Genomic DNA, 21,903 nt, shown 5'->3' on the forward strand with positions numbered 1-21,903 from the left:
GCGAGCCCGCGTCCTCCGGGTGCCACTGCACGCACCAGAGCGGCGCGGACTCGTGCTCAAGGGCCTCGACGGTGCCGTCGTCGGCGCGGCCGACCACGACGAGGCCCTCGCCGGGACGGTCGACGGCCTGGTGGTGGGAGCTGCGGACGTCGAGCTCGGCGGCGCCGAGGATGCGAGCGAGGGCGCTGCCCGGCTCGAGCGCCACGCGGTGGTCGACCATCCCCGACAGGTGCTCGCCGGGGACCGACCGGCCGACGTGACCCGCGCCGGGCAGGTGCTGCACGAGGTCGCCGCCGAGAGCGACGTTGACCAGCTGCATCCCGCGGCAGATCCCGACCAGCGGGGTCCGCGTCTCGACGGCACGGCGGACGAGCGCGATCTGCGCGCGGTCGGCGGCGGGGAAGGACTGGCCGCGGTGCGGGTCGTCGGGCCGGCCGCCGTAGAGGGACGGGTCGACGTCCTCGCCCCCTGTGACCACGACGGCGTCGGCGGCGGCGAGCCGGCGCTCGAGCTCGGCGGCGCCAGCCTGCTCGGCCGGGACGCGGTCGACCACGAAGCCCGCGGCGGTGGCGGCCGAGACGACGCTCGCGGTCAGCAGCTGCAGCTCGATCTCGAACTCGGGATCCTCGCGGCCGCCGTCGGCGACGTCGACGACGAGCAGGACGGGGCGGTCGGAGGCCATGCGGACATCGTGCCACCCGGCCGGCTCCTGCAGAACGTCGGCGGAGAGGAGGGCCTGTGCGTCGGCGGGCCAGGGATCGCGCTCTCGGCGGGCGTTCTGCACGAGCCCGCAGACCTCTCCCGGGGTCTGGTCAGGATCCGGTACCGCGATCTAGGATGTTCACTTTCACATCCCGTGCGAAGACGCACACCTCCGCGGCCCTGCGGATCGTGCCTCGACGCCGCACCCGATCACGAGGGCCTATCTGCATGAGACGATCACGATCGGCGGTGAGGACCGCTCTGGCGGTCGCGACCGTCGCCGCCACGGCGCTGCTCGGCGCCACGGTCCCCAGCTCCGCCTTCGGAGCCACCGAGACCCCGCTCCTCCACTACACGTTCGACACCGCCCCCACCGGCACCACGGTCGCCGACACCAGCGGCAACGGCTACAGCGCGACGCTGCGCGGCTCCGGGGCCCAGTTCCGCAACGGGCTCATCAGCCTCCCCGGCGGATCCGCCGCGGCCGCTCCCTACCTCGAGATCCCCACCGCCGGCCTCGTCGGCAAGAAGGACCTGACCTTCTCGACCTGGCTCGCCCACAAGGGCGGGACCGGCAACGTCGCCGCCGCGTTCGTCGGAGCGCCCGTCGCCTCCGGCGCCTCGTTCTCCTCCGGCTACTGGCTGCTCAACCCGAGCAACCTCTCCGGCTACACCAAGTCGGTCGTCACCAACTCGGTCAACGCGGGCGCTCCCTACAACACCGAGGTCGGAGCCGGAGCGACGGGCACCCCGACCGTCGGCGCGCGCACCCCCTCGGGCCTCTCGCTCTACACGACCGTCATCGACGGCTCGACCGGCAAGCTCACCGTGTACGTCAACGGCGCGCAGATCTCGCAGAGCACGATCGCCCGCGACGTCTCCTCGTTCGGCCCGTCGCTCGTCGCGTACATCGCGCGCTCGACCTACAACGACCCGGGCTGGAACGGCGAGATGGACGACTTCGCCGTCTACGACAGCGCCCTCAGCAGCAGCTCCGTGCAGGCGCTCTACTCCTCGCAGGCCCTCGACCGCGCCGTCGCGTCGGTCACGGTGCCCACGGAGGCGACCGCCGGCTTCACGGTGCCCACCACCGCCAGCGGCGTCGGCATCACCTGGACGTCGAACAGCGCGGCCGTGGCCATCACCGGCGGCACCGCGACCGTCACGCGCCCCGCCGCGGGGCAGCCGGACGCCACCGCCACCCTCACCGCCACCTACAGGGTCGGCACCGAGACCCGCTCGGTCGACTACGCGGTGCGCGTCGCCGCGCAGCTGGACGACGCGACGAAGGTCCAGCGCGACCTCGCCGCGATCGCCATCCCGAACGTCGGCGACATCCGGACGAACGTCTCGGTGCCCACCACCGGCACGCTCGGCTCGAGCATCGCCTGGAGCGTCGTCAGCCCGAGCGGAGCGACCGTCCGCGACGGCAGCGCCGCCGGCACCCGCACCATCGACGTCGACCGCCCCGCGACCGGGAGCCCCGCGATCGACGTGGTCGTCCGCGCGACCGCGACCAGCGGATCCACCACCCGGACCCGCGACTTCACCCTCCGGGTGCAGCCGCTCCCCGCCGGCACCGACGACACCGAGGCGTACGTCTGGGCGTTCTTCACCGGAGAGGGCGACGGCGCCGAGCGCATCAGCCTCGCCGCCTCGAAGGGCAACGACGCGCTGAGCTGGAACACGCTGAACGGCGGCAAGCCGGTCTTCACCTCGAACCTGGGGACGATGGGCCTGCGCGACCCGTTCATCATCCGCTCGCACGAGGGCGACAAGTTCTTCATGCTCGCCACCGACCTGAAGATCGACGGGCTCCCCGGCGGCTTCGACACCGCGCAGAAGTCGGGCTCGAAGTACATCGAGGTCTGGGAGTCGACCGACCTGGTGAACTGGTCCGCCCAGCGCCACGTCAAGGTCTCCACCGACTTCGCCGGCAACACCTGGGCCCCCGAGGCGTACTGGGACGACGAGCTCCAGACCTACGTCGTCTTCTGGGCCTCGAACATGTACCCGACCACGAACACGGCCGATCGCGCCTCCGTCACCTACAACCAGATGATGTACGCGACGACCGAGGACTTCACCTCCTTCTCGGAGGCGAAGCCGTGGATCGACGTCAAGCGCGGCGCCGGCAAGGGCACCATCGACTCGACGGTCGCGAAGGACGGCGACACCTACTACCGCTTCACCAAGGACGAGGCGTCGATGACCCTCCGCGAGGAGAAGAGCACCGACCTGCTGGCCACCGTCTCGGGCTCGCTGCCCGGCACCGGCGGACCGGCGGACGAGTGGTCGCTGGTCAAGGAGAAGGTGGCCTCGGGCCTGCCCAACGGCGAGCCCGGCAAGACCTTCACCAGCGGTGAGGGCCCCAACGTCTTCCCCGCCAACGAGGGCGACGTGAACGGCCTCGACTGGTTCCTCTTCATCGACCAGCCGAACTACCACGACGGGCCGAACCACTACATCCCGTTCGGCACCGACGACCTCGCGAACGGCGACTCCTGGCAGCCGCTCGGAGCGAAGCTCCGCACGGGCCTGCCGCAGAACGCCGACGGCGGCAAGCCGCGCCACGGCACGGTCATCCCGGTGACGCGCTCCGAGTACCAGAAGGTGCTCGAGGGCTACGCCCCCGGCCTGGCCGTCGCCTCGGTCGCTCCGCTGACCGCGACGACCACGGCCGGCACCGCGCCGGTCCTGCCCCGCGCCACGATCACGACCGCCGCCGGCACCACCAGCACGGTCGACGTGGCCTGGGACGCCGTCGCGCCCGCCGCCTACGCCACGGCCGGGACCTTCACGGTCTCGGGCGTCGCGCAGGACGCGTCGCGCATGCCGGCGCAGGTCACGGTCACCGTGCAGTCCTCGCTGAAGGTGAGCGCGACCGCCACGTCGCGCTGCGTCGCCGGCAAGGTCGTGCTGACGGTCGTCGGCAAGAACGGAGACACGGTGCCGATGGACGTCTCGATCAGCACCCCGGAGGGCGTGAAGACGATCGCCGGCGTGAAGCCGGGCGCCTCCGGCTCCGCCGCGTTCACGGTGCGCTCGACGCAGCTCGCCGCGGGCGAGGCGACGGTCACCGGCACGGCCACGGTCGGCGGCAAGACCGTCACGGCCACGGCCACCGCGCCCTACAGCGCGCGCAGCTGCGGCTGACGCACGGCACTCCTCGGGAGCCCGTCGCACCTCACCGGTGCGGCGGGCTCCCGTCGTCGTGCGGGGGGAGCCGGGAAACCGCCCTGACGCCGAGACGCCGCCGCCTCGGCCGCGCTTCGACGGACGGCGCGGCGCCTCGTCACGCGGGCGGGCCCGGGGCGGCCCGCCCGGCGTCATCCGGTGACGGCTGCCGGTCCGGCTTCGAGCAGGTCGCGGACGCTGCGCGGCTCGCGTCCGAGGAGGCGCCCGAGCTCGGGGCCGGTGCCCGCGAAGAAGCCGCGCTCGGCCGCCCGGTGCATCCCGAGGGTGAAGCGCACGAGGAACTCGGACTGACCCGCCGCGACGCGCGCGGCGACCCACTCGTCGTCGCCGAGGACGCGCAGCTCGACGGGCCGCCCGCCGACCTCGGCCGCGATCCCGGCGATCTCCTCGAACGTCGGAGCCTCCGTCGCGGTCAGCATGATCGGCCCGTCCTGCGGGCTCCCCGAGAGGAGGAGCCGGGCGGCCGCCTCCGACTCGTCCTCGCGGGCCGTCCACGAGACGCGACCGTCCGAGGGGACCTCGATCACGCCGGTCTCCCGCCACGGTCCGAGGAACAGACCCAGGCTGTGCGCGTAGAAGCCGTTGCGGAGCGACGTCCAGGCGAGTCCGGACTCGGCGAGCAGGCGCTCGGTCGCCGCGTGGTCCCGGCCCGGGCCGAAGGGGGTGTCGGCGGCGGCGCCCTGGTGACTCGTGTAGAGGACCCGTCCGACTCCGGCCGCGACGGCCGCCTCGACGGCGGTGCGGTGCAGGGCGACGGCGTCGGCCCGCGGATCGCTCGAGGAGACGAGGAGCAGCTGATCCGCTCCGTCGAAGGCGCCCGGGAGGGAGGCGGGGTCGGCGTAGTCGCCGACGCGCACCTCCACTCCGCGCTCCGCGAAGCGGGCGGCCTTCGAGGCGTCGCGGGCGACGACGGCGATCCCGGAGGCGGGGACGGAGTCGAGGAGGTGGTCGACGGTGGCGCCGTTCAGAGCGCCGGTGGCACCGGTCACGATGATCATGGGGAGAGCCTTCCGATGAGGGGTGTCAGCGATACCACGACGAAGATAACCACGGAATTCCCTTGATAGCAACCGTGCGCTACCGTCGATACGTGACCAGCCCCACTCCTCCGACCGACACGCGCCTGCGCATCGTCGAGGCGGCCGCCGGCCTCCTCCGCGATGAGGGCCCCGCCGCCGTCACCACGCGAGCGGTCGCCCAGGCGGCCGGACTGCAGGCTCCGGCGATCTACCGCCTCTTCGGCGACAAGGACGGCCTGCTCGAGGCGGTCGCGGAGCACGTGCTGGCCAGCTGGGTCGACTCCAAGGCGCGGACGGTCGAAGCGGCCGTCGCCGGCGGCGTCGACCCGGTCGAGGACCTGCGCGCGGGCTGGGCCGCGCAGGTGGAGTTCGGCCTCGCCAACCCCGCGCTCTTCCGCCTCCTCAGCGATCCGGGCCGCGCCTCCGGATCACCGGCCGCCCTCTCCGGGCGGCGGGTCCTCGCCGCCCGCGTGCAGCGCGTGGCCGCCGAGGGCCGCCTCCGAGTGCCGGAGGAGCGCGCCGTCGGCCTCATCCAGGCGGCGGGCACCGGCGTGGTCACCACCCTGCTCTCCACCCCCGCCGCCGACCGCGACCCCGGTCTCGCCGACGCCGCGCTCGACAGCGTGCTCGCGGGGATCCTCACCGACCCGCCCTCCCCCGGCGACGGCGGGCGGCTCACCGCCCTCGTCGGCGTCCGGGCCCTCGCACCGGAGCTCGCCGGCCTCACGCCCGCGGAGCGCCTGCTGCTCGCGGACTGGCTCGACCGTGCCCTCGCGGCGGCCGCGCAGGAGTGACGGGCACGCAGGAGTGACGGGCACGCAGGAGTGACGGGCGCGCTTCCACCACAGGAGCGACGAGCGCCGTCCCGCCGTGGAAACGAAGGCGCCTCCGTCCCGCAGAGACGCGGGCTTCGCGGCTAGGCGCGCTTGCCGTCGGGCGGGAGGATCGACGCCTGGATGAGCGGCACGGGGAAAGGAGGGCATGTTGAAGCTGTGGAGCGCGTCGAACGCGTTCCTCTACCTCGGCAGCGTCAAGGAGAACGACTTCCTGCAGAACGTCTCCGAGCTCGTCAGTGACTACGACCGCGAAACGACCTCCGCCAGCTACAACAAGGGCGTCCGCTCAACCTCGACCGCCTTGAAGCGCGAACGGATCCTGACCGTGGACGAGCTCGGAGCGATGCCCCGCGGCCGCGCCGTAATGCTCTCCACCGGATCGAGGGCCGCGCTGCTGCGCACCGTGCCCTGGTACGAGGGCACGAAGGAGAAAGTCGCAGCGATCAAAGCCAGACGTGTTCTCGGGCGCGGACCGGCTCGTCGCTGACGAATGTGCTTGTGCTACGCGCTGCGGCGGGAGATGAGCGAGTGCTCGACGACGATCTCGCTCGGGTGCGCCGGAGGGCCGTTCCGGATGCGCTGAGCGAGGAGGTCGACGGCCGTCTTGGCGATCTGGCGGCTGCCGGGATCGATCGTGGTGAGGGCGGGTATCGCGTAGGCGGCGGCGGTGACGTTGTCGAAGCCGACGACCGCGATGTCCTCCGGTACGCGGATGCCGCGAACGTGCAGCGCGTGCAGTGCCCCGAAGGCCAGGGTGTCGTTGAAGCAGAAGACGGCGTCCAGAGGGACGCGGGAGTCGAGCAGCTGCGTCATCGCGACGGCGCCGTCGGCGTGGTGCCACTCGGTGGCGACCGCGACGAGGGCGGGGTCGAACGGGATCGCGTTCGCCTCGAGGGCACCGCGGTATCCGTCCAAGCGGAGTGCTGCGGCGCTGACGGATCCGCCGGCGGGGTTGCTGCCGATCGCGGCAATGCGCCGGTGTTGGCGGTCGATCAGGTACTGCGTGGCGGTGGCCGCGGCGGCTGTGTTCGCCATGGTCACGTGATCGACCGGGCCGTCGAAGATCCTGTCGCCCAGGAGAACGAGTGGGCGGTCCCCGACGAGTACTTTCTCGTCTCCGGGGCCGAGTGCGTGAGGCTGGAAGATCAGTCCGTCCGACAGCTGGCGGCTGGAGCCGGAGAGGACGGCGATCTCGGCGTCTCGGCGCGCTCCGGTCTGCTGGATGATCACGGTCCAGCCGTGCCGCTCGGCCTCCGACATGATGACCGTCGCGAGCTGGCCGAAGTACTCGATCGCGAGATCCGGGATCGCGAGGGTGATGAGCCCGGTCTGGCCGGTGCGCAGTCCGCGCGCGGAGACGTTGAGTTGGTATCCGAGATCGCGGACTGCCTTGAGGACGAGATCGCGGGTCTCGGGTCTGACGTTGGCGTTGCCGCTGAGCACGTTGGAGACCGTGCGAGCGGTGACGCCTGCAGCAGCGCCGACATCGGCCATGGTCACCGGGCGGGTTCGCGATCGCGGCATCGGCATTATTCCTCCCATGAGCGTTCCCCGATCATCCCAGGTCGACGGTCGGCGAGAGGCGCACGGTCACCCAGGCGATGGCGGGGATCCGGAACGAGAGGACGCCGTCGGACAGCGCAACGGCGAGGAGTCGCGGAGTGACGGTGTCGGGGAGCTCCGCCGAGTTCGTCGCGAACGGGTCCTCGTGTCGGAGGATCAGCGCCTCCGTCACGGTGAGGGCGGGGAACGCGGTGAGGTCGACCGTGGTCTCCGTGACGCCGTCGGTCGCGCGGTTGACGATCATCAGGTCGAGGGAGCCGTCGGCGTGTGCCGCTGCGGCGAAGGCGAGGACGGGAGCGGAGTCCTCGCCCCCTCCCGTGCTGTCCGCCTCGACGACGGTCCGGAGCGCGGTCGCGCCGGCGGAACGCCGTGCCTGGGCGAACGGCCAGAAGGTGCTCTGCCGCCAGGCGGGGCCGTCCGGTTCGGTCATGATCGGACCGATGACGTTCACCAGCTGAGCCATGCTCGCTGCACGGACGATGTCGGCTCTGTTGATCATGCTGATGAGCATGTCGCCCACGACGACGGCGTCCGCTGCCGTGTAGCGGTCCTCGAGGAGTCGGGGCGCCTCCTCCCATTCGAGCCCTCCGGCGACGCGCTCGTCGTGGGCGACGAAGTCCCACACGTTCCACTCGTCGAAGGAGATGGCGATCGGACGCTCTGATCGCGTCTGTGCGCGCACCTGTCCGATCGTGTCGGCGATGGCGGTGATGAAGCGGTCCATCGCGACGCCGGAGGCGAGGAACGCGGCCAGGTCGCCGTCGTAGCGGAAGTACTGGTGGCAGGACACGAAGTCGACGTGCTCGATCGTGTGCAGCAGTACCTCCTGCTCCCAGGCTCCGAAGGTGGCCATCCGGTCGTTCGAGCTGCCGCAGACGATCAGTTCGAGGCAGGGGTCGAGTGCGCGCATGGCGGCGGCGGTGCGGGCGGCGAGACGCCCGTACTCGTCGGCGCTCAGGTGGCCGATCTGCCACGGCCCGTCCATCTCGTTGCCGATGCACCAGAGACGGATGCCGTGCGCCTCGTCGGCGCCGTTCGCGCGCCGCTCGTCCGAGAGAGTGGTGCCGCCGGGGTGGTTCGCGTACTCCAGCAGGTGCAGGGCCGAGCGGATTCCGTCGGTCCCGAGGTTCAGCGCCATCATCGGCTCGACGCGTGCCGCCCGGCACCAGCGGACGAACTCGTCGACCCCGAAGCGGTTCGGCTCGACGGTGTGCCAGGCAGGATCGAGCCGGACGGGACGGTCCTCGACCGGACCGATGCCGTCGCGCCAGTCGTACGCCGAGACGAAGTTACCGCCCGGGTAGCGGACGGTCGTGACCCCGAGCTCCTCGACGAGCGCGAGGACGTCGGTGCGGAATCCGTCGGCGTCGGCACTCTCGTGCGAAGGATCGAGCAGGCCGCCGTACACGCCTCGGCCCAGGTGCTCCACGAACGATCCGAAGAGCCGCGGATCGATCGTCCCGACCGTGAAGGCGGGGTGCACGATGCCGTGCGCTCGGTGGACGGGGTGCGAGGTCATGGCCATTCCGTTTCATCGATGAACTGGTGCGCACAGTATGCACGCCTCGACCAGCACACCGCGATCCAAAAGGGATGGTGTCGAATGTTGACGGGGTCGGCCCGGCGGCTCTACTATCGCCGACAGCGGTCCTCGATTTCATCGATGAAATGCCTGCACCAGGTGGCCGAGTCAATGAAGACAGTGAAAGCGAGGCACGTCGTGAGGCGTCACAGCACCCGGATCAGCATCGTCGCAGCGGTCACAGCCGCGACTGCGGCCCTTCTTCTCAGCGGCTGCACGCCGTCGTCCGCGGGAGGCGCCTCGGCCGGGAACGGCGGCGACACCTTGACCGTCTGGCACTACTACTCCGTCGACGGCCAGACCGCCGGACTCGAGGAGCTCGCGTCGGACTTCGAATCGACGCACGAGGGGGTCGCGGTCGAGAACGTCTACGTTCCGTTCGACCAGCTGACGAACAAGCTCGTGCAGGCCGCGGGAACGGGCACCGGCCCCGATGTGGTCGTCTACAACGCCGCCGATACCTTCACCCTCACCGAGGCGAAGGCCATCGAGCCGATGAACGAGTGGTGGGACCAGTACGCCGACGCCGGGCAGTTCCCCGACGCCGTCGTGCAGAAGGTCGGCGACGACGTCATGGGCGTGCAGGGCTTCGTGAACCTGATCGGCCTCTGGTACAACCAGGACATCCTCACCGAGCTGGGTGTCGAGGCTCCCACCACGTTCGAGGAGCTCGAGGCGGATCTCGCCTCGGCCACGGCCGCCGGCAAGGACGGCATCACGCTGACCGGCAAGGCGAACTCCGAGGGCGAGTGGCAGGCGTTCCCGTGGCTCTCGCGTGCCGGGTGGGACTACGCCGCACCCGAGCAGCAGCCTCTGCAGGACGCGTTCGCGATGGTGCAGGACTGGACCGCGAAGGGCTACCTGACCAAGGAGGCGGCGACGTGGGACCAGACGGTCCCTTTCCAGCAGTTCGCCGCGGGGAACACGGCCTTCGCCGTCAACGGCAACTGGCAGATCACCTCGGCCGAGAAGGACGCCGCGTTCGAGTACGGGGTCGTGCCGATCCCCGTCGGTGAGGGCGGCTCGGTCTACCTCGGCGGTGAGGTGCAGAACGTGGGCGCCTTCTCCGAGAACAAGGCGCTCGCGCAGGAGTACCTCGAGCAGGAGTTCTTCTCGAAGCAGGGGCAGCTGACGCTGCTCGACGCCTTCGGCTCGATCCCCGCCCGTGCCGATGCAGCTGCCGACGACAAGGTCGGCAGCGACCCGATCCTTTCCCAGTTCGCGGCGATCCTCCAGGACGACGGCCACACCTCGCCTGACCCGGCGATCCCGTCCGAGAACGTCGCGAAGGTGCTGCAGACCGTCGGTGAGTCCTGGAGCGCGGCGGTCGCCGGCAGCGGGACCCCCGAGCAGCTCTCGAGCGACCTGATGACGACCCTGACGCCGCTGCTCCAGCAGTAGCAGACCCCGACGAGAGAATGGAGCGACCGTGAGCAGCACCTCGACCACGACCCGGAGACGATCCGGCGTCGGCGGCGGCCGACTGGGCTTCGCCGCACCGGGAGGAGTGCTGCTCGCGGCGCTGTCGCTCTACCCCATCTACCTGCTGATGAGGATGAGCGTCAGCGAGGTCAGCTCCGGAACCCTCAACGGGGACTGGCCGTTCGTCGGCGTCCAGAACTTCCTCGCGCTGCTCGAGGGCTCCGACCTCGGCGGCGCCACGCTGCGCACCGGGGCCTTCGTGGTCCTGGTCACGGTCGTCGGGGTCGTCGGAGGACTCGGAGCGGCGATCGCCCTCCGGTCCTCCCGACTGGGCAGTGCCTTCCTCCTCGGGATGATGGTGTTCATCTGGGCCATGCCGCCCGTGGTGAACGGCAGCATCTGGAAGTTCCTCCTCGCCGATCAGGGTCTGGTCAACACGCTCGTGCGGGCGACCGGCCTCTCGGCGGAGGGCGTCCCCTTCCTCTACGACGCGAGGTTCGCGCTGCTCTCGGTCGCGATTGTGAACGCCTGGGCCGTCATCCCCTTCAATGCGCTGGTCTTCCGGTCGGCTCTGCTGGGCATCGACCCCGAGATCCTCGAGGCGGCCTCGGTCGACGGCGCGAGCCGCTGGCAGGAGATCCGGAGCATCCTCATCCCCGCGGCGCGGCCGACCGCCGTCATCCTGGCGATCCTGACCGTCGTCTACGCCTTCCGCAGCTTCGACTTCATCTACGTGATGACCGCCGGCGGCCCCGGAGACGCGACGTCCACGCTGCCCTACCTCAGCTACTCCCAGGCCTTCGTCCAGCACGACTACGGACTTGGTTCCGCGACGGGCATCATCGCCCTCGCTATCGTGGCGGTCCTCGCCGTCGTCTACGTCCGATCGACCAGGAGCGAGTCCTGATGAGCACCCTCACCGCCCCCCTGACCCGCCTGCGAGGCGGCGCTGAGACCCGCGTCGCGCGACCGTCCCGCACCCGGGAGCCGGTCGCCTTCACCGTACGCGTGGTGCTCTACGTCCTGTACGGGCTGCCCCTTGTCTGGATCGTGCTCACCTCCCTCAAGCGCCAGGGCGACGTCGTCGGCGGAGCGATCCTCTCGGCGCCCTCCTTCGACGCCTATGCGGAGGCGCTCGCGAACCCCGCCCTCGCGACGGCGCTCGCCCAGTCGGCGCAGATCGCCCTCGGGACCACTGCACTGGTGCTCGCGCTCGGCGTCCCGTTCGCCTACGCGCTGCGCCGCGTCGACGGCGTCGTCGCCGGTCTCGTCCTCGGGCTGCTGATCTTCCTGCAGATGGTGCCGCAGACGGCGAGCATCATCCCTCTGTTCGCGATCTTCAGCAGGCTCGGTCTTCTGGACACCACCGCCGGTCTCGTCCTCGCCGATACGGCGATGTTGCTGCCGTGGGCCGTGCTGCTGCTGCGACCGTTCTTCGCCGCGGTGCCCGACGCCATCGAAGAGGCCGCCTCCATCGACGGGGCCGGTCGGCTGCGCACCTTCTTCGCCGTCGTCGTCCCGATCGTTCGAAACGGCATGGCGACGGTCGGCTCGCTGATCTTCCTCGTCGCCTGGGGTGAGTTCCTCTTCGCGATCAACCTCTTCCCCTCTCCGGTCAACTACCCGATCAGCGCTCTCATCGCGCAGCAGACGTCGGGGTACGGGATCGACTGGCCCGGGCTGATGGCTCTCGCGGTCATCTCCTCGCTGCCGCTGCTGGCCGTCTACGTGCTGTCGTTCCGGCTGCTGCGTGAGGGCCTCGCCGTCGGCAGCGTCAAGTAGCAGTCGTCCTTCCTCTCGTCCCGCGCCACTCGTGAAAGATCCCGTCATGACCTTCTCCCCAGCCCTGCCCGTTGACCCGGCCGCCGGGACCCTGACACCCCTCGCCATCGACCGGGTCCAGCTGGACCCGGAGGGGTTCTGGGGACGTCGGGTCGCCGTCAACGCGACCGCCACCTTCGAGCACAACCTCGGCTGGCTGGAGCGCGCCGGATGGCTGCGCAATTTCGAGCTCGCCGTCGGGGGCGGACTCGCCGAAGGCCGTCGCGGACGCGAGTTCGCCGACTCCGAGGTCTACAAGACCCTCGAAGGGCTCTGCTGGCACACCGCCGGACGTGAGGACCCGGAGACCGAATCGATCATCCGCGCTCTCACCGCCCGCATCGTCAGTGCGCAGGAGAGCGACGGCTATCTCGGCACCCGCTTCGGCCGGCACGGTCAGGCTGAGCGTTACAGCGACCTCGAGTGGGGCCATGAGCTGTACAACGCCGGACACCTCCTCCAGGCCGCGGTCGCGCGACTGCGCACCCACGGTGAGGACGGGTTCACGCAGGCCGCGCGCCGTCTCGCCGACCACATCTGCTCGGAGTTCGGGGCGGACGGCCGCCAGACGGTCTGCGGACATCCGGAGATCGAGGTCGCGCTCACGGAGTTCGCCCGCGCCACGGGGGAGGAGCGCTACCTCGAGCAAGCCCGCGTGTTCTTGGACCGCCGCGGTCACCAGAGCCTGGAAGACGTCGAGTTCGGTCGCGCCTACTTCCAGGACGACGTCCCGATCCGCGAGGCCAAGGTCCTCCGCGGACACGCGGTGCGCGCCCTCTACCTCACGTCCGCGGTGGTCGACGTCGCCGTGGACACTGATGACGCCGAGCTGCTCGCGATCGTCGAGCGGCAGTGGGAGGCCACAGTCGCACGCCGGACCTACATCACCGGTGGAATGGGCTCGCATCACCAGGACGAGGCGTTCGGCGCCGACTTCGAGCTACCCAACGACCGCGCGTACTGCGAGACCTGCGCCGGCGTGGGCTCGATCATGCTCTCGTGGAGGTTGCTGCTCGCCACCGGCCGCCCGCGCTACGCGGACCTGATCGAACGCACTCTGCACAACATCATCGCCACCGCCGTGTCCGAGGACGGCCGCTCCTTCTTCTACGCGAACACCCTCCACCGGCGCGAGCCGGGCGTCGCGTCCTCCCCGGAGGAGCAGTCCAAGCGCGCGGACTCCAGTCAGCGGGCGGCGTGGTTCGACGTCGCCTGCTGCCCCAACAACCTCGCCCGCACCTTCGCCTCGCTGTCCGGCTACCTCGCCACCACCGATGCGAAGGGTGTGCAGCTGCACCAGTACGCGTCCGCCACGATCTCCGCCGCTCTCCTCCAGGGAGACGTCTCGATGGAGGTCTCCAGCGACCTGCCGGAGCGGGGGCGAGTCGCCGTGACCATCACGCGCACACCCGTCGAGCCGTGGACTCTGACGCTGCGGATCCCGACCTGGGCGACGAACGCGGACGTCGTCGTCGTCTCCGCCGACGGGGATGCTGCCGAGACGCCGACCGGACCGTTCCACGGCACGCTCCACCTCGAACGGCGTTTCCGCGTCGGCGACCGGATCGAACTCGACCTCCCCTTCGAACCCGTCCTCGTGCAGCCCGACGAGAGGATCGATGCCACCCGCGGCACCGTCGCCGTCCAGCACGGACCGGACATCCTCTGCCTCGAGTCCGTCGACCTCCCCGCCGGCGCCCACGTCGACGACATCGCCCTGGACGCCGGAGCGGTCCCGATCGCACGAGAGGGGCGTGTGACGCTCGCCGGCAGCGTCGCCGAACGCGACGAGCACGAATGGCCCTTCTCCAGAATCCCTCGAACCCCGCACCGACGGCCGTTGACCGTGGCGCTCACCCCGTACCGGTCGTGGGGATCCCGAGGTCCCGTGTCGATGCGCATCTGGCTTCCCGTGAACCACTCCTGATTCCCGGGCGAGCTCCCACCGCCGGGCGGATCCTCGCTCCTCTGCGGCGGCCGCCGGTCACCGCATCCGCACTTCGACGAAGAAGGCAGGACATGTCCCTCCTCTCACGCAGAGCCTCTCGGCTGCTCGCGGCACTCACGATCGGCGTCATCGCCGCAGCAGGATCGGTGGTGGTCGGCCAGACCGCCGACGCCGCCACCAGCTACCCCTACACGCTCGCCTCCGACAAGATCCGCGCGAGCTTCGCCGCGGACGGGTCGATGCAGTCGCTCAAGATCGTCGGCGACCTACACGACACCGAATACCTGATGAACCCGGACAGCGCTCCGGAGCAGGCCCGCGAGACGAACAGCAAGTACCGCCAGTGGTTCGGGAACCTGATGTTCTCCTACGCGAACGGCACGGGAGCAGTGTCGACCACCGGTGTCGGCGCGAACCCCTGGAAGACCGCGTGGACCTCCCAGTCGGCCGACGGCCGCACCGTCTCGGCGACGTCGAGCAGTGTGACGGTCACCCACCAGAACTCCACCAACGCGGAAGGCGTGAAGGGCTTCACCGTCACCGAGACGTACTCTCTCGCCTCCGACGGCTCCCTGGTCTGGAAGCAGGACGTCAAGAACACCGCGGCCACGCAGCTCGTCATCGGCGACTGGGGTGTCCCCGTTCCCGGCAACGAGCTATGGAGGCAGGGCGACTCGATCTACGAGACCCGGGTCCTCACACACTCCTACGTGGGTAAGAACGGCTCCTACGTCACTCTCGAGCGTCCCAGCGGCCAGGGCCCGTTCATCGCCATGACCGCCGACACCGCATCCGGCTCCGGCTTCGAGTACCAGGACCGCTGGCGCACCGAGGAAGTCGGCAACACCTCCTGGGCCTGGAACTCGGCGAACGAGAGCTCGAACATCAAGGGCCTCAACATCTACTACCCGCACTCCACCGCGATCCAGAAGACCAACCGCGGCTACCTCAGCTCCACCAGTGTCGCCATCGCGCCGGGCGCGACGAAGAGCTACACCTATCGCATCGGCAAGGTCGATGACGACGCAGCACTCAAGCAGACGATGTTCGATCGAGGGCTGCTCGACACCACGGTCGTCCCCGGACTCATCGTGCCCATCGACCGGCGCGTAGAGATGGCGTTCCGGATCAAGGGCACCATCACGTCAGTCACCGCGCGCAACCGCAACGACCTCAAGGGGTCAGCGCCCACGAACCCCGTCGTGACGTTCTCCCGGAGCAACGGCGACTACCGGATCTACGGGATGACCTTCGACCGCACGCAGCTGGGCGCCAACGACGTCACCGTCTCGTACACGGACCAGACCGGCGCCGCGCGGCAGTCCGTCCTCCAGTTCTCCGTGATCGACAGTGTCGCGGGACTCCTCGACACGCATGCGAAGTTCATGGTCGAGAAGACCCAGTGGAAGCCGTCCGACGGACTCTCCGCGAGCGACATCCGCAACTACACCTTCGACGACTGGATGATGAACGCCCCCGACGGCAGCCTCGCCACCACGACGAACGCCCCTCAGTGCCGCCGCAACGAGTACGCCGGCTACTACGGGCTCGGCGACGACTGGGGACTCCCGCACGGCCAGTTCCTTGCGGAGAAGCTCGTCGCCCTGCCCGACGCCACCCAGATCAAGGCCCTCGACGACTACCTCCAGAAGGCCGTCTGGGAGAACCTGATGGGGAACACGTCGCCCAGCGCCGCGCCGAAGTACACCGTCTACGACTTCTGGGAGCAGGGGAAGCCCGGCAGCCTGAACACCACGCCCGGCTACCGCGGCTACGCCTACCCGCACGTCTACAACACGTTCTTCGGCATGTACAACATCGCCAAGCAGAACCCCTCCGCGATCGCCTACGCCCACCCCGCTCAGTGGTACCTGACGACGGCCTACGGGATCTTCAAGGAGCTCTACGAGGGACCCGTCGCCTACAACTGGGAGACCGGACTCATGGGTGAGCTCTCGACACCCGATCTCATCGCCGCATTGCGCGCCGAGGGACTGGACACGCAGGCCAACGACATCGAAGCGAAGATGGCGATCAAGTACGCCAACTTCTCCTCCAACGCCTACCCCTACGGCTCCGAGTACAGCTACGACAACACGGGGGAGGAGGCGGTCTACACCCTCGCCAAGCTCAATGTGAACGACGACAAGACGAACGCCCTGCGCGTCATGCGCGACATCGTCGCCAAGACGGAGGCCGCCCGCGGACGCATGCCCGTCTGGTACTGGTACTCCGACCCCACCACCATCACGGGCGAGAACTGGTGGCAGTTCCAGTACAGCGCCTCCCTCGCCGGCTACACGATGGACGACTACATCAACCACACCGCAGCACTCGAGACCGGAACCACGGCCATCACCGCCGCGCGCCGCGCCGAGCTGCAGCGCCTGAACTACGCCGGCAAGGTCGCAGGACTCGCGACCATCAACTCCGGCCAGATCAGCAACGCGCCGGCCAACATCGGAGCCGCATCGTGGTCGTACCAGGCCGAGCGCGGCAACCTCGGCACCCTCGGGGTCGGCGGAGGCGCGAACGTCAAGCTGAACAACGGCTGGCGGGGCATGACCGGCGAGAGCGATCTCGGACTGTGGGGCACCCTGCAGACCCTCAGCGCCGACGTCGTCACCGATGACCCGATCTTCGGAGTCGTCGGATACGGAGCGGACGTCTCGCGGGACGCCTACTCCACCACCGTCATCCCGAAGGACGGCCTGCAGCGCCGCCTCAACCTGGTGACCCAGCAGCTGTCGGTCGACCTCGAGAACGACGCCTACTCGCAGGCGATCGTCGGCTCGAACAGCGCCGACCTGCGCCTGGACATGCTCAACCGCACCGGCACCGCACACTCCGGCATCGCTGAGGTCAGCGGCCTCGCGCAGGGCAGCTACGCGGTCATCGTGAACGGCGTGCGCCAGCGCACCGTCAACGTCTACCGGCCCGCCTCTCTCGCGGGAACGCTTCCCGCGCCGGTCCGCGTCCCGTTCGATGCGCCCGCCGGCAGCACGTACATCGTCCACCTGGTCTCGACCGCCCCGGGCGCGAATGCGGCGCCGACCGTCAACGCCGGACCCGACCAGGCCGGGCTGTCCCTCGGACTCGATCCGATCCAGCTCAGCGGATCCGCCTCCGACGACGGACTCGGCTCGCCGAACGGAACCCTGACGACGCAGTGGAGCGTGCAGTCTGCTCCTGCCGGTGCCACCGCGACCTTCGCGTCGCCGACTGCTCGCCGCACGTCTGCGTCGGTGAGTACCGCCGGCAGCTACGTGTTCGCACTCCGGGCAAGCGACGGCGTCCTTGCGACCACCGACACGGTGTCCGTGACCGTTCAAGCCCTGCAGCCGCTCCCGGCCGACTGGGTGACCTACACCTTCGACTCATCGTCGAACGGCACCGTCCCCGACGCCTCCGGCAACGGCAACGCGCTCGCGCTCAAGGGGACGGCGGCAACCGCCACCGACGGCACGGCGAGCGTGCTGCGGCTGAACGGAAGCGACGGGGCCTTCGCCCAGCTGCCGTCGGACATCCTGTCACGCTCGAAGGACCTGACCATCTCGATGAGGGTGAAGGTCGATTCGATCTCCACCTTCAGCCGGCTGTTCGACTTCGGCAGCAGCACCCAGAAGTACGTGTTCCTCACGCCGAAGTCGACTGACGGGAAGCTAGGGCTCGCCCTCACGACCTCCGGTAATGGAGCGGAGACACGGATCTCGACGAACTTCACGATGCCCGCTGGGCAGTGGACCGACATCAAGGTGACCTTCAAGGCGAATACGAACGGCACGACGACGGGAACGATCTTCGCCAACGGAGTGCAGGTCGGGCAGAACACCGCCATGCCGCTCGCTCCGAAGGACCTAGGCCGCACCAGCGGCAACTTCCTCGGCAAGTCACAGTTCCCCGACCCGTACCTCGCCGGCAGCTTCGACAGCTTCGAGATCGACGGAGTCGTGCGCTAACGACACCCGAAAGACCAGCGCTGAACCGCTCGTCGCCCCCTCCTCACGCGGCGACGAGCGGTTCAGCACCTCTTCCCGCGCACAACTTCTGCGCATCAGCCCTCGCCCGCTGGCGCCACCGAGGGGCGAGCTGGTTGAGGTTGCTCGAGACGTACCCGATCGTGCTGCGGATGTTCATCAGATCCGCGGCAACTGACTTGAACTCCGCGTCCGTGATGACCGCGTCCTCGGCCGTCGCGGACTCGAACGGGGAAGTGCGACGCCCGCAGCGGGTCGAGCAGGCTGTCGCCGGCGACTACTCGCCGTCCTTCGCCCTCGCGCTGATGCAGAAGGACGCGGGGCTGATCCAGACCTACGCGGACAGCGTCGGTGCGCCCGTCCCCGGCGTCGCGACGGCCCGCCACTACATCGACGAGGCGATGGCCGCCGGCTTCGGCGGGGAGAACGCCTCGGCGCTGATCAAGGCGATCGCCGCGGAGGCCGACGTCGACCTGACCCGGCGCTGACCCTCCGCCCCGGGGTGCCCCTGCCCGGCCGTGACGGCCGCCGCAGGGGCTCCCCCGGCACCCTCCCCGTCCCGGCCGCGCCGCGTGCTTCACTGGAGGGATGACCACGCGTGACGACCACATCGCCGACTTCGCCGAGTTCCTGACCGCCTCCCCCTCCTCGTACCACGCGGCCGCCGAGGCGGCACGGCGCCTCGAGGGAGCCGGATTCACGGGGCTGGACGAGACGCAGGCGTGGCCCGCGGGGCCCGGCCGGTACTACGTCGTCCGCGACGGCGCGATCATCGCCTGGCACCTGCCCGAGGGCTCCGGGGCGACCACGCCCTTCCGCATCCTGGGCGCCCACACCGACTCCCCCGGCTTCATGCTCAAGCCCCGGCCGACGATCGGTTCGAAGGGCTGGCTGCAGGCCGGCGTCGAGATCTACGGCGGCCCGCTGCTCAACTCCTGGCTCGACCGCGAGCTCGAGCTGGCCGGGCGCGTGGTCACCCGCGACGGCTCGACGCGCCTGCTCCGGACCGGCCCGCTGCTGCGGATCCCGCAGCTCGCGATCCACCTCGACCGCACGGCGAACGAGGGCCTCACCCTCGACCGCCAGAAGCACACCGTCCCCGTGTTCGGCATCGGCGACGCCTCCGAGGTCGACCTGCTCCAGCTGCTCGCCGCGCACGCCGGGCTCGACGACGCCTCCGACATCGCCGGCTACGACCTGCTCACCACCGACACGCAGGCGCCGCGCCGCTTCGGGCTCGACGAGATGTTCCTCGCCGCCGGGCGGATGGACGACCTCAGCTCCGTGCACGCCGGCCTCGTCGCGCTCCTCGCGGCGAGCGCCGATCCCGCGGCGCCGCCCGCGCACATCAGCGTGCTCGCCGCCTTCGACCACGAGGAGCTCGGCTCGGCGAGCCGGTCCGGAGCGAGCGGGCCGTTCCTCAAGGACGTCCTCTCGCGCATCGGCACGGCCCTCGGCGCCGGCGTCGACGAGCGCGCCCGGGCGATCGCCGCCTCCTGGTGCCTGTCGGCCGACGCCGGCCACTCCGTGCACCCCAACTACTCCGAGAAGCACGACCCGTCGAACCAGCCGGTCGCCGGGAAGGGGCCGCTGCTCAAGATCAACGCGACGCAGCGCTACGCGACGGATGCGCGCGGCGCGGCGATGTGGGCGGGCGTCTGCGAGCGCGCCGGGGTCGGGTACCAGGAGTTCGTCTCGAACAACTCGGTGCCGTGCGGATCCACGATCGGCCCGCTGACCGCGACCCGGCTCGGCATCTCCACGGTCGACGTGGGAGTGCCGCTGCTCTCGATGCACTCGGCGCGCGAGCTCGCCCACGTGGACGACCTGGTCGCCCTGACCGCGGCGATCGAGGCGTTCTTCACTCCCTGAGCCGGGTCGGGCGCGACCGGGGCACCGCGGCCTGGCGCACCCGCCGGACGGACCCCCGGCTCCGCTCAGTCGCCGGGCGGCCGCCGGCGCTGCTGCTTCGTCTCGGAGCGCTGCTGCTTCGCGGCGAGCCGGCGGCGGGTGGAGCCGCGCGTGGGCCGGGTCGGGCGCCGCGGGGCGGAGGGAGGCGCGAGGGCCGCGGTGATGATCCCGCGGAGCAGCTCGAAGGCCGTCTCGCGGTTGCGCAGCTGCGAGCGCTCCTGCGCCACCGTGACAGTGACCGCTCCGGAGACGAGCCGCCGCCCGAGGCGCTCGAGCAGGCGCGAGCGCTGCTCGTCCGAGAGTGCCGTCGACTCCTCGACGCTCCAGGTGAGCTGCACGCGGCTGTCGGAGGTGTTCACGTGCTGCCCGCCGGGCCCGGAGGAGCGCGAGAACCGCCACTGCAGCTCCGATGCGGGGACGACGAGCCCCGGCCGCACCTCGAGATCCATGCGGCAAGCCTGGCACGCGCCCACCCCGGAGCGGCAGCGCCGACGATCCGCTCCCGGGTGCGGTGTCCTCTTGCGGACGTGTCCGCTACAGGCTCTTGTCCCCGCCGTGGTCACGTCCCGACACTGGAGAGGTGCCCGGGCGGGCGCATCGGCCGACTCCTCAGTGCCACCCGAAGGCGTCGAGGGGTCGGCCGCACGGCTCGGTCCCGCGGGAGCTCAATCGCGCGGCACCGTCTCGGCGAGGTCGATCTCACCGTCGTCCAGCGCTCCCGGCTCGAGCGCCTCCGGATCATCGAGCACCGGCTCTCCGGCACCGGCGTCGCCGTCGCGGGTGCGCGAGTCCGCCGCCCACGCCGTGCCGAGCGCGAAGAGCGTCGCCACTCCGTAGTGCTCCATCGCGGCGGCCACGCGGCGGCGGCCGGTCCGCGGATTCATGCCGAGCCGGTGCGACGCGGTCTCGAGCGTGACGCCCTGGCGCATCAGCCGGAGCAGCGGCAGCCAGCTCTGGTCGACGGCTCCGATCGGAGCGGCCTGCCGCCACAGCACCTCGAAGTACGACTCGACCAGACCGGCCAGCGCCGCATGGCGCACGCCGAGCACACTGGTCGGCTTCGTCTCGCCCCACTCGAACGGGACGGCGAGGTGGTCGCCGTCGACCCAGAACCAGCTCGGCGGGCTCTCGAGGAGCCGGTACTCGACGCCCGCCGCCTGGTACGCCTCCACCCGGGCGAGCACCCGCGGGTCGCGCGCGCCGGCGGCCGGCATGATGACGCGCACCCGGTCCTTCGCCGCGAGCGCGTGCCCGAAGCGGATCGCCCGCTCCGTCGGCGGGTCGAGGAACCGCTCCACGTTCGGGAGCACCGCCACGAGCGAGCCGGAGTCGCGGCGCACCAGGTCGAACCAGAGGTCCTCGGAGGCGTGCGGCCCGTGGCGGAGGAGGGTCGGCACGGGATCCGACGTGTCCTCGCCGACCCGCCAGGCGCCGAGCAGCATCGGCAGGCCCGCGACGACGCGCTCGATCCCGTCCAGGGACTCCCTGCCCGCCCGCCGCGCCGACTCCGTGTGCCGGGCGATGGCCGCGGCCGCCCACTCCATCGGCGCCGGGAAGTCGAGCTGCTCGCCCTCGCCGCCCATGAGCCCCCGGCCGCGGAGCCGCTCGATCGCCGCGGCGACCTCGGCCGCGTCGATGTGGGTCAGCTCCGCCGCGTCGGCCAGCGTCGCCGGCCGTCCCCGCAGCAGCGCAGCCAGGAGTCCGTCGTCGTCCATGCGTCTCCTTCGCCGTGGGCCGTCACCCGAGGGTGCCGTCTCCGCGGTCGAGGAGCAAGGGACGCGCGGCGGACGGCGGGGAGCGGCCAGGCGGGGGCGGGGGATGAACTCGTGACGGGCACGGACCTCGGCTCACCTGAGGACTTCCAGCGGAGACCTTCTTCTTCGCTCTCGATCGCACTCTTTCGCCGTGGCGGCTCGTCACCGGG

The 21,903-nt window shown here is 70.6% G+C and carries 16 protein-coding genes; 10 read left to right on the forward strand and 6 right to left on the reverse strand.

From position 1 onward, the window contains the following. The coding region (locus tag C5D09_RS13855; RefSeq protein WP_146085642.1) for a gamma-glutamyl-gamma-aminobutyrate hydrolase family protein at nt 1–682 on the reverse strand (682 nt) is incomplete at its 3' end. Between the two features lie 269 nt (nt 683–951). On the opposite strand from C5D09_RS13855, the gene C5D09_RS13860 reads away from it, so the two are divergent. Then, nucleotides 952–3,858, forward strand: a complete 2,907-nt coding sequence (locus C5D09_RS13860; protein ID WP_181135054.1) for an immunoglobulin-like domain-containing protein — start codon at nt 952–954, stop codon at nt 3,856–3,858. Nucleotides 3,859–4,031: 173 nt separating this feature from the next. Here the strand turns inward: C5D09_RS13860 and C5D09_RS13865 are convergent, their stop codons facing one another. After that, nucleotides 4,032–4,898, reverse strand: a complete 867-nt coding sequence (locus tag C5D09_RS13865) for an NAD(P)H-binding protein (RefSeq protein ID WP_104269557.1) — start codon at nt 4,896–4,898, stop codon at nt 4,032–4,034. 92 nt (nt 4,899–4,990) lie between these two features. Between C5D09_RS13865 and C5D09_RS13870 the strand changes: the two genes are divergently transcribed. Both C5D09_RS13870 and C5D09_RS13875 read left to right on the forward strand, forming a co-directional pair. Next, entirely contained in the window at nt 4,991–5,713 is a 723-nt protein-coding gene (locus C5D09_RS13870) for a TetR/AcrR family transcriptional regulator (RefSeq protein ID WP_104266500.1), read from the forward strand. Nucleotides 5,714–5,900: 187 nt separating this feature from the next. Further along, nucleotides 5,901–6,242 (forward strand): TraM recognition domain-containing protein, encoded by a 342-nt coding sequence (locus C5D09_RS13875; RefSeq protein WP_104247249.1) that lies wholly within the window; start codon nt 5,901–5,903, stop codon nt 6,240–6,242. A 14-nt stretch (nt 6,243–6,256) separates the two neighbouring features. Here the strand turns inward: C5D09_RS13875 and C5D09_RS13880 are convergent, their stop codons facing one another. Both C5D09_RS13880 and C5D09_RS13885 read right to left on the reverse strand, forming a co-directional pair. Further along, nucleotides 6,257–7,279, reverse strand: coding sequence for a LacI family DNA-binding transcriptional regulator (locus C5D09_RS13880; protein WP_104224058.1), 1,023 nt, complete (start codon nt 7,277–7,279; stop codon nt 6,257–6,259). Nucleotides 7,280–7,310: 31 nt separating this feature from the next. Continuing rightward, complete coding sequence (locus tag C5D09_RS13885; protein WP_104247258.1) at nt 7,311–8,837, reverse strand: alpha-N-arabinofuranosidase; 1,527 nt, start codon at nt 8,835–8,837, stop codon at nt 7,311–7,313. A gap of 201 nt (nt 8,838–9,038) precedes the next feature. Here C5D09_RS13885 and C5D09_RS13890 point away from each other — a divergent pair, with 201 nt between their 5' ends. The 7 genes from C5D09_RS13890 to C5D09_RS13920 all read left to right on the forward strand — a co-directional run bounded on the left by C5D09_RS13890 (nt 9,039) and on the right by C5D09_RS13920 (nt 19,940). After that, the gene (locus C5D09_RS13890) at nt 9,039–10,301 is read left to right on the forward strand and encodes an extracellular solute-binding protein (RefSeq protein WP_181027149.1); all 1,263 of its coding nucleotides are present in this window, start codon (nt 9,039–9,041) and stop codon (nt 10,299–10,301) included. Nucleotides 10,302–10,329: 28 nt separating this feature from the next. Then, nucleotides 10,330–11,229, forward strand: a complete 900-nt coding sequence (locus C5D09_RS13895; RefSeq protein WP_104269559.1) for a carbohydrate ABC transporter permease — start codon at nt 10,330–10,332, stop codon at nt 11,227–11,229. Next, nucleotides 11,229–12,104 carry a carbohydrate ABC transporter permease gene (locus C5D09_RS13900; RefSeq protein WP_104269560.1) on the forward strand — a complete coding sequence of 292 codons (876 nt, stop codon included), beginning with the start codon at nt 11,229–11,231 and terminating at the stop codon, nt 12,102–12,104. The genes C5D09_RS13895 and C5D09_RS13900 overlap by 1 nt, the downstream gene beginning before the upstream one ends. 46 nt (nt 12,105–12,150) lie before the next feature. Then, nucleotides 12,151–14,070 carry a glycoside hydrolase family 127 protein gene (locus C5D09_RS13905; RefSeq protein WP_104225865.1) on the forward strand — a complete coding sequence of 640 codons (1,920 nt, stop codon included), beginning with the start codon at nt 12,151–12,153 and terminating at the stop codon, nt 14,068–14,070. Nucleotides 14,071–14,162: 92 nt separating this feature from the next. Beyond that, a complete protein-coding gene (locus C5D09_RS13910; protein ID WP_104269561.1) occupies nt 14,163–18,050 on the forward strand; it encodes a DUF5695 domain-containing protein in 3,888 nt (1,295 codons plus the stop codon). Nucleotides 18,051–18,220: 170 nt separating this feature from the next. Then, the gene (locus tag C5D09_RS13915; RefSeq protein WP_146084462.1) at nt 18,221–18,556 is read left to right on the forward strand and encodes an NAD-binding protein; all 336 of its coding nucleotides are present in this window, start codon (nt 18,221–18,223) and stop codon (nt 18,554–18,556) included. A 100-nt stretch (nt 18,557–18,656) separates the two neighbouring features. Next, entirely contained in the window at nt 18,657–19,940 is a 1,284-nt protein-coding gene (locus C5D09_RS13920; protein WP_104269563.1) for a M18 family aminopeptidase, read from the forward strand. Between the two features lie 65 nt (nt 19,941–20,005). Here C5D09_RS13920 and arfB read toward each other — a convergent pair whose 3' ends face one another. Together arfB and C5D09_RS13930 are read right to left on the reverse strand one after the other, a co-directional pair. Continuing rightward, complete coding sequence (gene arfB, locus C5D09_RS13925; RefSeq protein ID WP_104269564.1) at nt 20,006–20,428, reverse strand: alternative ribosome rescue aminoacyl-tRNA hydrolase ArfB; 423 nt, start codon at nt 20,426–20,428, stop codon at nt 20,006–20,008. 216 nt (nt 20,429–20,644) lie between these two features. Then, nucleotides 20,645–21,694 carry a hypothetical protein gene (locus C5D09_RS13930; protein WP_104269565.1) on the reverse strand — a complete coding sequence of 350 codons (1,050 nt, stop codon included), beginning with the start codon at nt 21,692–21,694 and terminating at the stop codon, nt 20,645–20,647. Between the last annotated feature and the right edge of the window lie 209 nt (nt 21,695–21,903).

Source organism: Rathayibacter sp. AY1C9, assembly GCF_002932315.1.
Lineage (GTDB): Bacteria > Actinomycetota > Actinomycetes > Actinomycetales > Microbacteriaceae > Rathayibacter.

Coding starts and splice junctions, on each gene's coding strand:
- C5D09_RS13865 (WP_104269557.1), bottom strand. CDS start 4,898: ATGATCATCGTGACCGGTGCCACCGGCGCTCTGAACGGCGCCACCGTC.
- C5D09_RS13875 (WP_104247249.1), top strand. CDS start 5,901: ATGTTGAAGCTGTGGAGCGCGTCGAACGCGTTCCTCTACCTCGGCAGC.
- C5D09_RS13880 (WP_104224058.1), bottom strand. CDS start 7,279: ATGCCGCGATCGCGAACCCGCCCGGTGACCATGGCCGATGTCGGCGCT.
- C5D09_RS13885 (WP_104247258.1), bottom strand. CDS start 8,837: ATGACCTCGCACCCCGTCCACCGAGCGCACGGCATCGTGCACCCCGCC.
- C5D09_RS13900 (WP_104269560.1), top strand. CDS start 11,229: ATGAGCACCCTCACCGCCCCCCTGACCCGCCTGCGAGGCGGCGCTGAG.
- C5D09_RS13905 (WP_104225865.1), top strand. CDS start 12,151: ATGACCTTCTCCCCAGCCCTGCCCGTTGACCCGGCCGCCGGGACCCTG.
- C5D09_RS13910 (WP_104269561.1), top strand. CDS start 14,163: ATGTCCCTCCTCTCACGCAGAGCCTCTCGGCTGCTCGCGGCACTCACG.
- C5D09_RS13915 (WP_146084462.1), top strand. CDS start 18,221: ATGTTCATCAGATCCGCGGCAACTGACTTGAACTCCGCGTCCGTGATG.
- C5D09_RS13920 (WP_104269563.1), top strand. CDS start 18,657: ATGACCACGCGTGACGACCACATCGCCGACTTCGCCGAGTTCCTGACC.
- arfB (WP_104269564.1), bottom strand. CDS start 20,428: ATGGATCTCGAGGTGCGGCCGGGGCTCGTCGTCCCCGCATCGGAGCTG.
- C5D09_RS13930 (WP_104269565.1), bottom strand. CDS start 21,694: ATGGACGACGACGGACTCCTGGCTGCGCTGCTGCGGGGACGGCCGGCG.